Below are 13,958 nucleotides of genomic sequence, written 5' to 3' on the forward strand. Positions count from 1 at the left end.
AATCCGTTTTGTTGTATTTTTATTATATTACGTTTAAAAGGGGTTCAACAGCAATGGAAATTTTTAATGCAGTTAGCACGGATGTGAAACAAATTCATCAATTAATCAAAGTGTACGCTGATAAGGGCATTGTACTACCTAGGTCATATTTATCACTCTATCAACATTTACAATGTTTATATGTAATGAAAGAAGAGGGAAAGATTGTCGGTGTTGCAGGTTTACATGTATTGGGAGAAGACCTAGCTGAAATTCGCTCCCTTGTTGTAGATGATCAATATGCTGGAAATGGAATCGGGCGCTTGCTGGTCAATAAAGTGGCAGAAGAAGCTGTGAAACTAGGGATACAAAGGCTTATCTCATTAACCTATGAGCAAGAATTCTTTGCTAAATGTGATTTTACTGTAGTGTCTCGTCATTCACTACCAGAGAAAGTTTGGGTAGATTGTATGTCATGCCCTAAAAATGATGCTTGTGACGAGATTGCCATGATTCGTTTTATCGCTTAAATTTAATGTAAATGCTGCAGTCACTAGCTACTGTAGTAGTTTTTTTGGACTGCTAGTCGGGTTTACACATAATAGGATGTGCGGAATGCACAATTTTCTATTGAAACCCGTTACGGGTGCGGTATGAATTATGATCGCAATCTTAATTGCTGAGCTAAAGCCATCCCTCAATAAAAACCAATCTGCTAAAAAAATTCATAATTAATTGTACTAAGCGACTCATAAGGAACTCTTTAATTTAAACATTACATGAGCACATTGTGAAACATTGTACTTAAGTTAACGGGTGCGGGTTTGTTTTAGAAGGGGAAAAATTATTAGATTGATCTAAGGAATGTCTACAAAAGTTAGACATTCCTTAGAGTACAAAATAACTAAAACGAAGAACATCAGGTTTAAGGGCCTAATTATTGACATAGGTATACAATAATTACATTTCAATTTTCAATCATTTCTTTGAATTAGAGAGATACCTCGTTTCTTCCTCAGCCAGTTACTTCTTTTTAACTTTTGGCCATAAAGGTCTTTGAACATAATTAATCATCGTATTGAACACAATCCCCCATTGCGTATTTGTTAAAGAACCAATGGGTGTTCCATTTGAAATACCTAAGCTTTTTTTTATATGTTTTAACTGTGGGAGTGTAAATATTCCTCGCAAAGCAATATCTAAAGGGGCATTAGATTGCTTTAGAGCATATTGTGCCAGTCCAAGGAAAGCTAAATAATATTTTTTCTGGACAATGGGTTCTTTCCTTCGAGTTATTAGAACCATTGCAGAATCTACTTTGGGTGGGGGAGAGAAATTATTTCTTGAGATGTCTTTGATATAGTGTATATCAAACCACATTCTCCAAGCTAACACATAAGAATCTTTGACTGACTTTGAGGTAAAGCGTTTTGCAGCCCCTTTCTCCATTACAATGATCCCTTTTTGAAATCCACTTGATGGATTATTTAAAAGCATCTTCATGATTGGAGTTGTAATGGAGTAGGGTATATTCGAGACAACGATAAAATGCTCATCGGGTAAAAAAACCTTCATAATGTCCTTATGGATAATTTTCGTGTTAATATTCTGTGCCGTTTTTTTCTTTAGAATTTCGACAAACTTCATATCATATTCTACTGCAAGGACCTTTCCTGCACTTTTCGCTAATAATGTGGTTAAAGCTCCTTTCCCAGCTCCTAATTCTAAAACTATATCACTACTATTTATATTTGCTCGTTCAATAATTTCATTTAGTAATTTCTTATTACTCATCAGATGCTGCCCAGAAAAATTGGGGAACTTCATACTTTTTAATTTTTTTTCACAGTATTTATGGGTCTTCTTACTCTTCTTCGTCATACTATCTCTTCCCTTCGAAAATTAATAAATCAAAGGGATCTGACTGTGATTCAGAGTAGAGGGAAGAAAGCCTATCTTCATAAGATAAGGGTAAATCCTAGATAGTCGCAACCAAATAAACCTACTTTTTGCTAAAAAAAGAAAGGTAATCATACGTAAAAAAAGAAAAGCATAACTCAGCCTTTCTTCACCTTACATATTTTTTGTAGGAAATGAAGATTATTTAAAAAGGGCAGACTAATCCCGTTTACTCTGTATACACAAAACAGAGCCTTTGAACGTATTAAATTTATGAGTTCAAAGTTGAGATACGAAGTCTGACATATGAATGACCCATTTTAAATAATCCTCCTAATAACAATTTAATGATACATTCTTTATTATAACTCGTTCATCGAAATAAATCAAAATATTTAGAAATTTTTTGCCGTGCAAAGTTTTTTGGAAGTTGTATTTTTCCTTTAACTATCAATATATTTCTTAACAGAGCCATAGAGTAAAAAAAGCCAAACTGACAAAGTAAGTTTTCTGCAAAAATGATGACTTATTTTCAAATTTAACCGATAATAGAGGGAGAAGTATACCGGTTAATATCATCCTATATTGTGAATACCTATCCTATTATCATTTTCTAAAGGAAATCTTCAGTCAACGAAAGCAGTGATATCATGTTTTTACTTCCACAACCAACATCTCGAATCGAAAAAGACAGATTCATCGATATTGTGAAGGAACGTTTATTAAAAGTATATGATGAGAAAATCATGGCTATCGGTGTCTATGGCTCATTTGCCCTTGATGAGGATGGTCCTTATTCCGATATAAATTTTCAAGTGATTGTTTTTGATGGACAACGAATCGATGATTTTCAGTTTATTTATCCGCCGTTTAAGGTGACCATTGAGGCACTGCAAAAACAGCAATACATAACTTCTGCAAAAGAAATAAATGCAGATTGGTCCTTAAACGTTGCACGTTTCATACATACGATGCCTATCTATGATCCGATTATGTTTTTCTCAAAAATGAAAAGCATCCCCCTGCAAATATCTAGCTACGAGATAAAAGATGTAATGAAAGAGTGTATGATTGAAGAGTTGTACGTGAAGATGGCTAAAATAAGAAACTTAAGGCTCATTCAGGAAGAAACCTCATTGTTGTTGAATGCAGTGGAGTTTTGTGAACAAAGTGCTAAGTTAATTGGTTTAGCTAATCGTTATTATTTTCGATCAAAAACAAGGATGCTTGAAGAATCATTAGGAATTGCGACAAAACCTCATGGCTATGAACAGTTAGTGAAACTTATTCTTCAAAGAGATTGGGATAATAGTGAAAATATATATAAAGCTTGTGAGCATCTTTGGACTGGAATCAATCAGTGGTTCAATGAACTTGGAATTAATTATCGCTCACATTCTTTTCCATTTTAAAAGTCATCTTCCAAAACGAGAGAAGATGACTTTTTTTGTCATTATTAAATATCTATACAATAGCCATTGGATTAATCAGATATTATTAGTATCTAAATAAAGGGATTAGTTCTTATTTTTTTTATTCTTCCTGATGACAAAAATGATACCACTAATCCAAAGTACGAAAATAACGACGTAGATTAGATAAATCCAAATATCAGGCGTTTGGAAGGTTAATAAGATGGTCCTGGCGTTAGTAAGGACAATAAAACCACCAACGAGTACGCCTAATAGATAAGGTGGCAGTACTTTAACTAACCATGCTGCAATTGGAGCAGCAATAATGCCACCGATCATTAAAGCAATGACCCAAGTCCAATTCAGTTCTTCCCAGCCTAAAGCAATGAAGAAACCAATGCTAGCAGATAGCGCAATGGCGAATTCACTAGTATCTACTGTGCCAATGACTTTTCTAGCAGATATCCCTTTTTTAGAAAGTAAAACAGGTGTGGCAATTGGTCCCCAGCCACCACCACCTGTTGCATCTGCAAAGCCGGCAATGAGTCCGAGTGGAATGGCTTGTTTGCGCGATAAATGTAAAGTTTGATTTTGTCTTTTCACTTCGTATTGGAAAAGAAACCGAAAAAAAACAAATAAACCTAAAAGTAGGAGAAATCCAGCAATATAAGGTTTAACCACATCTCCAGGTAGTTGACTTAAGAAGCAAGCCCCTATAAATGCACCGATTGACCCTGGAATAATTAAACGAAAAACCGCTTGTTTGTCAACATTGCCAAACTTTATGTGTGATGCCCCTGAGGCAGCAGTCGTTACAACTTCAGCTAAATGGACAGACGCTGAGGCGACAGCAGGAGCAATACCAAAAGTGAGTAAAAGCGTTGATGAAGTTACGCCATATGCCATGCCAAGGGAGCCATCAATTAACTGTGCAAAAAATCCAATAAAGGCAAAAATAATTAGTTTCCTCATAGTCCTTCCCCTTTAAAAGTAATCTAATTTAACATATGAATTTTTTGTACAAGGGTGCATAGAAAGTGAGTGGTGTTTCTCAAATTAAATAGTTAAAAAAGGTATGGTTTTTCCTGAAGATGGCTCTTATTACTGGCATCATCTATGCTTGGCTCATATTGTGAGATGGGTACTATGAAGTGTGATGGTATTTATTGTTTAAAATCAGCAAGTAAACGTAGCATTTAAAAATCATTTTCGAGCTGATTCCAGGCTGATTTCTATAGTAAAAGGAGCAGGAGCGGTTGGCATAATGAATGTATTTGGAGGTTTTAGAAATGGTATAAGTTTCTTACGAGTACCTAACGAATTTTATTCATTCCTTCTCATATCATCCATTAATATTTCAATAACCTCTGGTCTACTAAACTGTTTCGGTAGAATGGCTCCTTGTTTTAACATTTCCCTAACCTTTGTTCCAGAAAGATGAAGGTGTAAAGAAGAATCATGTGGACATGTTTTATGTGAGGCCATGCCATCACATTTAATGCAATAAAAGGTGTGTTCAAAAGGTAATATAGTAATGCCTAGTTCTTCCTTAGGAAAGGTTAAAAATAACTTCTGGGCATCATATGTGCCATAATAATCACCAACACCAGCATGGTCTCTGCCAACAATAAAATGTGTACATCCATAATTTTTACGTGCAATTGCATGATGAAGTGCTTCTCTTGGGCCAGCGTATCTCATCGCCTGTGGGTAAGATGACAATAAAACTCTTTCTTGCGGATAATAATTTGCTAATAAAACTTGATAGCTTTTCATTCTTGTTTCTGCTGGAATATCATCTTTTTTTGTTTCACCAACTAGGGGATGAAGTAGTAAGCCATCAACTAATTCTAATGCTAGTTTTTGAATATATTCATGTGCGCGATGAACAGGGTTTCTTGTTTGAAATCCAACAACCGTCTCCCACCCTTGGGTAGCAATATATTTTCTTACTTCTGCTGGATCTAATTGTAACCCTTCAAGAAAAGCTGGTTTTTGGATTTCTTTTGTTAATGTGACGGGACCGCCGATATACACTTCACCACGATTAAAAAGCTTGTGGACTCCTGGGTGATTGCGGTCGTTTGTTTGATAAATCATACTAGCTTCTTTTTGTTTATCTGGCAGAAAGATATCGCTAATTTCAATATATCCATAAACACAACCATCATAGATTAAATTCGCTTTGTCATTGATTTTTAGCAAATCAGCTTCTTTTTTTGATAGAGGTAAAGTAATTGGAATGCTCCAGATAAGATTATTGGTCAGTCTCGTTTCATGAAGAACTGAATAGTAGTCAGCTGAAGTTAGAAAACCTTCTAAAGGGCTATAAGCACCATTACTAATTAGTTCAAGGTCAGATAAAGAGGTACGATCAAGTATGATCTGCTTAGTAATATGACTCGTGTCTGCATTAAGATTTTTTCTATTAATTAATTTTCCACCATGCGGAATAGAGTTTGTCATGTCCATTATTCCTCCTTCACTTCAGTCGCTCAATTAAATAGTTTACGAGTTCATTTGCACATTCTTCAGGTGATTTTGAGATAGTCGAAATAACGAGTTCTGGAGACTGGGGAGGTTCATATATTTGATCAATGCCTGTGAAATTTTTAATTTCTCCTAAACGGGCTTTCTTGTAAAGCCCTTTTGGATCTCGCAACTCACATTCTTCTAAAGAACATTCCACATATATTTCAATAAACTCATCTTCGTTAAAAAGAAAGCGGGCTAGCTTTCGATCTTCTTCGAACGGTGAAATCAGTGCTGCCAAAACAACAATGCCTGCATCTACGAATAATTTGCCTATTTCAGCTGTGCGGCGAATATTTTCTTTTCTATCTTCATTACTAAATCCTAAGTTTTTATTGATACCGTGCCGTAAGTTATCACCATCTAATAGATAAGTACTCATATTTAATTCGTATAATTTAGTTTGTACAATGTTTGCTATCGTTGATTTACCAGAACCTGATAAACCAGTTAACCACACCATACAACTTTTATGATTGTGCAATTTTTGCCGATTTTCTTTTGAGACTTGTGATTGAGACCAAGTGATGTGTTTTCTACTCTCCATTTAAAAATAACCCCCAATCTAATATTTGTCTCATTTGTTATTATGCATATGTATTTTCAGGTAAGCTTGTACAGGTCATGTGCCTGTTAATAACAAAATTCGTAACCGCTTTTTTGCTTTCTCATATTCTATATAGTAGGAGAAAGGAGTTCGAAGAACCGTGACAAAAAGAATGTCTGAAATAGTAGTGAAAAACTTGATGATGCCTTATTATATCCCGCTATTTTCTAGCAATTTTCCATACATTCTCTTATGGGTGCCGAAAAACGGGTGCACCATTGTGAATAAGTGGTTTATGTATCATATTGGCGTGGCTGGGGATGTGTCTCAGTTGAATGTTGAAATGGCGCATAACTATCGTGACTTTGTCCTTCGGAAGCGTACAGGGTACGTGGGTGAATTAAAAGAGGAATTAATAAATGGTGAAAAAACGATTGTGAAAGTCGTGAGAAACCCTTATAGAAGAGCGGTTAGTTCCTTTTATCATACATTGAGCGGGGAGTGGCTTATCACACAATTAGGAAGTACCGTTACGGAAGGTATGTCTTTTAAAGACTATCTCTTAAAATTGAAATCATTCGGCGAAAGCATATATGAATTAGATAAACATATTGCGCCTCAATATACAATTGGGGAAGAACAGGCACCTATTTGTTACGTGAAATTAGAGAATTTACAACAAGAATTAATAAAGTTAGAAAGGCTTGCAGGACTAAAAGCTTCACCAATAAATGAGATTGCAAAATCCTCTCATCATTTTTCATCAAGAATGAGGCTAGAGGGTGATTATGCAAACAGAGTGATCAATTTTGCCGATGATGAGGAGGGGGATTTGCAGGATTTACCTACAGTCAATAGTTTATATAATGAAGAAACGAAGGCGTTAGTAGAGGAAATTTTTGCTGTTGATATACACCTTTACCGATATAATCTAGGGGAATATTGATTTTTTTGCTATCAAATGAAGAAACCCTCAGTTATGGAGAAAGTGCATCTGAGGATTCCTTTGTATTTAAGAAAACATTTTACCGAATGGACCCTCATCATTAATAATATCTTGCAAGGAATAAAGGGATAATGGGAAATAAATCGTCCCATAAACATATGGAAGTAAGCTATACACATCAAAGATAATGACCAATGTGAGGTCAGCAATATAAAAGGATTGTGCATCTGTGATTCCTGAATAGGGTACAAGAAGATCGTTGGTTAAACCTCTTTCCTGCAACTGTTGTTTTATAAGGATGTTAATCCTTTCTTTGTAATTGCTATTCTTTTTAAAGAGATCTCCAAGTATATATTGCTTGCCAGTTAAACTGTTAAATGTTAACCCGCGTGTAAAAGTAAGGCCATGTGCACCTCCTGAGTAAGAATAAACGGTAAGAGTTAAACTTAATACACCTTGTTGATTGTTTTTTAAGTCAAAACCACCAGTTAATTCAGTTTGAGGATGTCCATAACCTTGATCTTTCATTAATTTATTTAAGCTATCTGAAATGGCTCGATTCATTTTTTGTTTGGCAGCTGGTGGTGTGTAGGAAGTTACTTGCGGTTGAAATATATCTACACGATCATGTTTTATATGAATCGGTTGAATACCAACTGGTAATTTAAATGTATTCATCACATACACCTCCTAGAAACTAACATATGATGGGGAACTAATCGTTATGTGGCCATGACAAGTTTTATATATAATAAAATGATGACAACTATTTAGGATGATAACTGTGTATGAAAATGAAAAAATAAAACAAAGATTAAATACATTTATCAATGTATCAAGAAATATTACATCGAATACAAGTTTAACAAAATTAGTACAAGAAATTATAGAAGCCGTTATTGAATCAATAGATAAGGCTGATGCAGGCTTCTTTCTTCTATGGAATGAAGAGAAGGAATATTTAGAGATAGAAGGAGCTTACAACTTTAAAGAGGAGATGTATTTACAAAATAAGCTTTTAGCAGGGGAAGGGATTAGTGGCTCTGTTTTTGAAGATGGTTGTAGCAAAATGATTCATACGGCAGAGAAGATTAAAGAGGCAATGGGCAATATGCGTAATCAAACATTGCATTATTATTTAGAGTCAACGGTACATGCAGCTATTCCTGTAAGTTGTATGTCTGTGCCTTTGATTCATCAAAATAAAAAAATCGGCGTTTTAACGATTGACAATTTTAAAAACAACGGTTTTTTTAGCGATGAAGACTTAGCGTTCTTAGAAGCCATCGGTCACCAAATTGCGATTTCTATAGTAAATGCTAGAGCTTTTCAAGAAAAAGAAAAACAAACAAAAGAACTAGAAACGATTTTGTCTTTACATAATGAATTGAATCATGTGGCTTTAAAAGGTGACGGTACATTTTCTTTAGTCAAAAAGCTAGCGGAAAAGTTCAGCGGATCGATTCTTTATTTTGATTCACTTTACCGCTTGAAAACATCTTACCCTCCTTCTGAAGATCATCATTTCTATATAAAAGAATGGTTAAAGAAAAATGCCAAGAAATTAAGTATTCCAAGATTGCTTGATGTCTATAAAAAAGATGAATGGGTAGGTCAAGCTATTGGGGTGATGTCTTCTTTCGGGACAATTGGTTTTTTGGTGGTAACTGAACAAAAGAAGGAGTTAAATTTAATTGGTGAATTGGCTTTTAAGCATGCAGCGTCTATTATGGCCATTGAACAAATGAAACAGCAAGAACAAATGAAGCATCAACTCATGGAAAAAGAAGAATTATTAAAAGATATATTGAAAAATAACTTTACTTTAGAAGTACAGAGAGCTTTGAAGAGATATGGCGTTAGTATCGAAGACAAATGTGTCTTTATTGGGATGGAACGGTTGAGGAATGATGAAGCATTAGAAAGCTTTAGTTCAATAGAAAATCAGGTGAAGAGCGTATTTCAAGATCGCTTTCTAACTATTTGTTTTCCTGGTAGGGATATGATTTATGTGATGCTCGCTTCTAAAGATTCTCTATTGAATAGGGAAGAAGAATTAAAAACGAGGTCAGAGAGACTTCAACAATATTATCATCCGAATTTAATATATATAGGCCGATCTGTCGGTTCATTAAGACAAGCCGATATTTCTTTTAAAGATGTACAAATCATGCCTGATTTTTTGCTTGAGCAAGCAAAAAAGACCAGTAAAGTCATAGGATTTAGAGAAATAGGGTATAGAAGATACTTAAACGATGTATCAGATGATGATGCTACTGCTTTTATCAAGATATTCTTAGAAGGGATATTACAAGCAAATAAAAATGATTTGCTTAAAACACTTACAACATACTTACAAACGGACAAAAACGCAGTGAAAACAGCAGAAGAGATGCATTTACACCCTAATACGGTTTATTACCGAATTCAGCAAATTGAAGAGAAGCTTAATATTAACCTTGATTCAATGGAGGATTGTATGAATGTGAAAATAGCACTCGATCTTTATCAACTAAAGCACTCGTAGGATAAAAATGAATGGAATGCTCTAAAAGCGAAGATTTACGTTAACAATGACAAGAAGATGAAAATTTGCTGTAGAAGAGTGATGGTGGGAATAAGATGAAAAATAAACACGAATGTCATTCTATATTAGGTATGCAATGTCATGCTACCTTTAAATAGAATCCATTCGTGTTTGATTTTAGGTGAAGAAATTATATGTCTCATTTATATCATTAATGAGGTCCTATAGCCCAAGAGGTCAAGGCCCTGATGGCCCTGCTTGGGAAATATGAGTGGCGATTTGTTTGACTATTGGTATCACCTCATTAATTCATATGAGAGAATAACCAATCGTTAAACGCCGCGTTTGTTACCCCATATATATGTGTGTAATTGGGGGAGAACTCTTATACTTTTAAATTCACTATCATGCATTGTTTTCTCTAATAACCATTCATATTTAGCTAGTAGGTTACTTCTTAGCACATCGTTATTGTCAGTAATGCTGTCATCGTTGCCAACTTGTAAACAGAAGGAAAGTTTAGGGTAGCGTAAGTGAACTTTTTTTGCATAAGCTAGATCTTCTTCATTAAAGACAACAACTTTTATATTAGGTTGCTTTTCTTCAAGTTTAGCAATAATGTCATCTAGTTTATTAAAATCGGTTTTCATTTGTGAGCTTGGTGGTTTCGGGGATAATGTCAGAAAATCGATATCTTTAAACCAATCTTGCCACTTGCTTCCTTGTGTTTCCAAAGCTGTTTGCACCTTATTGTTTTTAAGAAGCGTCACTAATTCGCCTAAGTTTTTTAGTAATGCAGGATTGCCTCCAGAAATAGTCACAAAATCAAAGTGATCTCCACCGATGTTTTTGAGCTCATGCCAAATTTCTGTCGCTGTCATTTGTTTAATTAAATGTTTACTAGAACCATCCCAAGTAAATGAAGAGTCGCACCAAGTACAAGCGTAATCACATCCTGCAGTCCGAACGAACATCGTTTTCTGACCAATAACAATGCCCTCTCCTTGAATGGTTGGTCCGAAGATTTCCATTACAGGTATTTTACTCATCTTCCATCCACTCCCTTCTTACTTCAGCAAAGCTTGTAGGAGTTTCATAGAGTTTGACATATTCCACTCTAAGTTGTTGTGGACTGTCTACTAGTGCTTCTTTCATTTTTTCATAAACCCATACTACGATGTTTTCAGCTGTTGTATTCATCGGTGGTAGGGTTTCATTAATATACTTGTGATCGAGGTATATTTCGATTTCTTCTTTCCAAAGTTGCTTGATATTTGCGAAATCAACTACGATGCCACGTTCATCAGTATAGCCACTAATACCGAATATTACTTCATAGGTATGGCCATGTAGATTTTTACATTTCCCTTCATATGCGTGAAGGTGATGGGCCGCATCAAATGTAAAGGATTTACTAACGAGTACTCTTTTGTGATGAAATTTTAATTGGTCTTTTTGAATATCCTTATTTATTTTCTGGAGTTCCTCAACAATACGAAAGCCATATAAATCCTTCATGACATTTTCTCCTGCAAATAATGATTTAAGCCTTGCATTCGAAGCTCACATGCAGGACATTCGCCACAACCATCTGCGATGACGCCATTGTAACAAGTTAGTGTTTTATTTCTAACATAATCAAGTTTGCCAAAATCATCAGCCATCGCCCATGTTTCCGCTTTGTTTAGCCACATTAGGGGTGTATGTATGACAAATGGTCTTTCCATAGACAAGTTTAATGTGACATTTAATGATTTAATAAATTGATCACGACAATCCGGATAGCCACTAAAATCTGTTTCGCATACACCTGTAATGATATGCCTTGCCCCTATTTGGTAAGCGAGAATGCCAGCGAATGAGAGAAATAATAAATTTCTACCTGGTACGAAGGTTGAAGGTAATGCCCCATCTTCACCGTTCTTGACAGCAATATTTGATCGGGTCAACGCATTAGGCGCTAATTGATTGAGCAGTGTCATATCTAAAATATGATGTTCAATTTGTAAATCATCTGTAATTGCCTTAGCACATTCAATCTCAATGGCATGCCTTTGATTATAATCAAACGTTACAGCGACTACTTCAGTGAAATGTTCCAAAGCCCAGAATAAACAAGTAGTACTGTCTTGTCCGCCACTAAATACGACAATGGCTTTTTCATTCTTCTTCATAATTAATCTCCTTTTAAACAGAAAAACAGCACCACTAAGAAAATGGCGCTGTTTTTCCTTAGTTTTTTTGAGAGGGTTTAGCTAGAACCTCTACCGCTAAGCGGAATTTGACTTAAGTTGTCGCTAGTCATTATAACATAAATAATGAGCAGTATTCGTCTTTTTAGGCTCTTTTTCGCATAGATTGTTGTTGTCCAGCAAAAATTCACTTAGTAATACTGGAAATTTCCTATTGTAAGGTATAAAAAAACAATCATTTCTTTATGGAGTGATTGTATGTGTTATTCTGTTAAAGCCCCCGTTTATACCGTTAAAAACGGCTACAAAGTAATGTGATAATGTATAACTCGTAAAGCTAAGATCCCTATTTCTATTAAAATGGGGATCTTATATAGTAATAACTTACTTGACTTTCACCTAAATGAATCATAAATAGGTTGAAACAAGGCTTTTTTCTATAACCGTATTAATATCTTTAATAAGTATTTCTTTATTATAAAAAAGGACCTGTTTCTTGATTACCTTCAATTATTTCATGTTGAACATCAATAACCTACTTTTTGTTCCATAAGAAAAAAGAGCAACCCATCATTTCCCCAAGGTCCGTCCCATATAAAACTCTATGTTTACACTTTTTTGAAAGTCGAGAATAGATTACTATATTTATAAGATGGATAATTTGGCAAAAGAGGTGAAGTCCCGATGAAGTTAAGGGAGCACAAAAGCTTTGTTCGTTTTTGGATTGCATCGACAACTTCAAGCTTTGGCACATATATTACAACGCTGGCTCTTCAGGTATTAGTGGTTGGTAATATGGAAGGCAGTGCTGTTGATGTTGGCTGGGTTTCAGCATCTAGATGGCTTCCGTATGTACTATTGGGATTAATAGCGGGGGTTATGGTTGATCGTTTTCACCGAAAGACTTTATTGGTGGTAACAGATATAGGACGCGGCATGATTCTTACCTTCATTTGCTTTACGTCTATTACAGGAGTAATCAGTATTGGCTTACTTATGTTCCTGCTGGTGCTCTTTGGTACTTTGTCTCTTTTTAATGATTCTGCCCACCAGTCCTTTGTGCCACAATTAGTCCCTCGTCCTTTATTAACACGTGCAAATGCACGGTTGGAACAAAGCTCAGCGGTTGCTGAAATGAGCGGTCCAGCCATTGGGGGCGGACTTGTCTCATTGATTGGTGCACCATTTGCCCTTCTTTTTGATGCCTTATCGTATTTGTTTTCGGGTGTATTAATGGCATCGATTAAACACCAGCCCTCAAAAAAAGTGAAGACTGGATCACTTGGTCAGCAAATCAAGGAAGGTTTGCGATGGGTCTATCAACACCAATACCTTCGTCCCCTCGCTTTAAACACGCACGCCTGGTTTCTCTTTCATAGCATGACGATGACGATCCTAGTATCCATTTTTTTAATTGAACTTGGCTTCGATGCCTTACTCCTTGGGTATGTCCTCGCCGCTGCAGGTGTTGGTGCTGTCGCAGGAACCTCACTATCTTCTCGAGCCGGGGTGCGCTTTGGTGTCGGGCGTGCAATGGCTTTTTCTCGAATTCTCTATGGCCCAGCAGTAATCTTGATGGCTCTAGCTCCAGCAGCTAACAACTCCGATTCGCAGTACATAGCTCTCATTTTTGTGATTATAGGCCAGCTCTTTTATGGCTTTGCTATGGGAATCGAAGGTCCTCTTGAAATGGGATATCGACAATATGTCACACCATCCCATTTCCAAGGCCGAATGAATGCCACACTACGATCCATCAACCGTAGTGCAGTCGTTATCGGCGCTCCACTAGGAGGTACCCTCGCTGACGGACTAGGTTTCAAAACAGCTTTATGGATTTCGATAGCTGGCTTCATTTTATGCGGATTATGGTTTAGTCTTTCATCAATGCGAAAAGCTCGAATAGAAGACGCTGAAATCTAAA

The 13,958-nt window shown here is 35.8% G+C and carries 13 protein-coding genes and 1 riboswitch; of the genes, 5 read left to right on the top strand and 8 right to left on the bottom strand.

The features are described 5' to 3' along the window. The first annotated feature begins 53 nt into the window (after positions 1-53). Entirely contained in the window at positions 54-509 is a 456-nt protein-coding gene (locus MHH73_RS05305; protein WP_191815120.1) for an N-acetyltransferase, read from the top strand. A 493-nt stretch (positions 510-1,002) separates the two neighbouring features. On the opposite strand, the gene erm is transcribed toward MHH73_RS05305, so the two are convergent. Continuing rightward, positions 1,003-1,860 (bottom strand): 23S ribosomal RNA methyltransferase Erm, encoded by an 858-nt coding sequence (gene erm / locus MHH73_RS05310; protein ID WP_191815118.1) that lies wholly within the window; start codon positions 1,858-1,860, stop codon positions 1,003-1,005. A gap of 668 nt (positions 1,861-2,528) precedes the next feature. On the opposite strand from erm, the gene MHH73_RS05315 reads away from it, so the two are divergent. Then, on the top strand, positions 2,529-3,290 hold the full coding sequence (locus MHH73_RS05315) for a kanamycin nucleotidyltransferase C-terminal domain-containing protein (protein WP_191815116.1): 762 nt from the start codon (positions 2,529-2,531) through the stop codon (positions 3,288-3,290). Positions 3,291-3,395: 105 nt separating this feature from the next. Here the strand turns inward: MHH73_RS05315 and MHH73_RS05320 are convergent, their stop codons facing one another. The 3 genes from MHH73_RS05320 to cysC all read right to left on the bottom strand — a co-directional run bounded on the left by MHH73_RS05320 (position 3,396) and on the right by cysC (position 6,369). Next, complete coding sequence (locus MHH73_RS05320) at positions 3,396-4,262, bottom strand: sulfite exporter TauE/SafE family protein (protein ID WP_191815114.1); 867 nt, start codon at positions 4,260-4,262, stop codon at positions 3,396-3,398. Between the two features lie 351 nt (positions 4,263-4,613). Then, positions 4,614-5,756, bottom strand: coding sequence for a sulfate adenylyltransferase (gene sat / locus MHH73_RS05325; RefSeq protein WP_191815112.1), 1,143 nt, complete (start codon positions 5,754-5,756; stop codon positions 4,614-4,616). A gap of 16 nt (positions 5,757-5,772) precedes the next feature. Then, positions 5,773-6,369, bottom strand: a complete 597-nt coding sequence (gene cysC, locus MHH73_RS05330) for an adenylyl-sulfate kinase (protein ID WP_191815110.1) — start codon at positions 6,367-6,369, stop codon at positions 5,773-5,775. A 160-nt stretch (positions 6,370-6,529) separates the two neighbouring features. On the opposite strand from cysC, the gene MHH73_RS05335 reads away from it, so the two are divergent. Beyond that, positions 6,530-7,315 carry a sulfotransferase family 2 domain-containing protein gene (locus tag MHH73_RS05335; RefSeq protein ID WP_191815108.1) on the top strand — a complete coding sequence of 262 codons (786 nt, stop codon included), beginning with the start codon at positions 6,530-6,532 and terminating at the stop codon, positions 7,313-7,315. Positions 7,316-7,381: 66 nt separating this feature from the next. Here MHH73_RS05335 and MHH73_RS05340 read toward each other — a convergent pair whose 3' ends face one another. Beyond that, positions 7,382-7,993, bottom strand: coding sequence for a DUF3298 and DUF4163 domain-containing protein (locus MHH73_RS05340; protein WP_191815106.1), 612 nt, complete (start codon positions 7,991-7,993; stop codon positions 7,382-7,384). Positions 7,994-8,099: 106 nt separating this feature from the next. Between MHH73_RS05340 and MHH73_RS05345 the strand changes: the two genes are divergently transcribed. Continuing rightward, positions 8,100-9,842: a helix-turn-helix domain-containing protein gene (locus MHH73_RS05345; RefSeq protein WP_191815104.1), complete on the top strand. Its 1,743-nt coding sequence runs from the start codon at positions 8,100-8,102 to the stop codon at positions 9,840-9,842. Between the two features lie 332 nt (positions 9,843-10,174). Here the strand turns inward: MHH73_RS05345 and queE are convergent, their stop codons facing one another. From queE to queC, 3 genes are read right to left on the bottom strand one after another with little or no spacing between them, the layout of a single operon-like run. Next, entirely contained in the window at positions 10,175-10,891 is a 717-nt protein-coding gene (queE, locus tag MHH73_RS05350) for a 7-carboxy-7-deazaguanine synthase QueE (protein ID WP_191815102.1), read from the bottom strand. After that, a complete protein-coding gene (queD, locus tag MHH73_RS05355) occupies positions 10,884-11,360 on the bottom strand; it encodes a 6-carboxytetrahydropterin synthase QueD (protein WP_191815100.1) in 477 nt (158 codons plus the stop codon). The genes queE and queD overlap by 8 nt, the downstream gene beginning before the upstream one ends. Then, positions 11,357-12,016, bottom strand: coding sequence for a 7-cyano-7-deazaguanine synthase QueC (gene queC, locus MHH73_RS05360; RefSeq protein WP_341065309.1), 660 nt, complete (start codon positions 12,014-12,016; stop codon positions 11,357-11,359). The genes queD and queC overlap by 4 nt, the downstream gene beginning before the upstream one ends. A 52-nt stretch (positions 12,017-12,068) precedes the next feature. Continuing rightward, a riboswitch (PreQ1 riboswitch) is annotated at positions 12,069-12,113 on the bottom strand. A gap of 605 nt (positions 12,114-12,718) precedes the next feature. On the opposite strand from queC, the gene MHH73_RS05365 reads away from it, so the two are divergent. Further along, entirely contained in the window at positions 12,719-13,957 is a 1,239-nt protein-coding gene (locus MHH73_RS05365) for an MFS transporter (protein WP_341065312.1), read from the top strand. Position 13,958 lies beyond the last annotated feature (1 nt).

Source organism: Cytobacillus sp. FSL K6-0265 (assembly GCF_038003465.1).
Classification (GTDB): Bacteria; Bacillota; Bacilli; order Bacillales; family Cytobacillaceae; genus Cytobacillus; species Cytobacillus stercorigallinarum.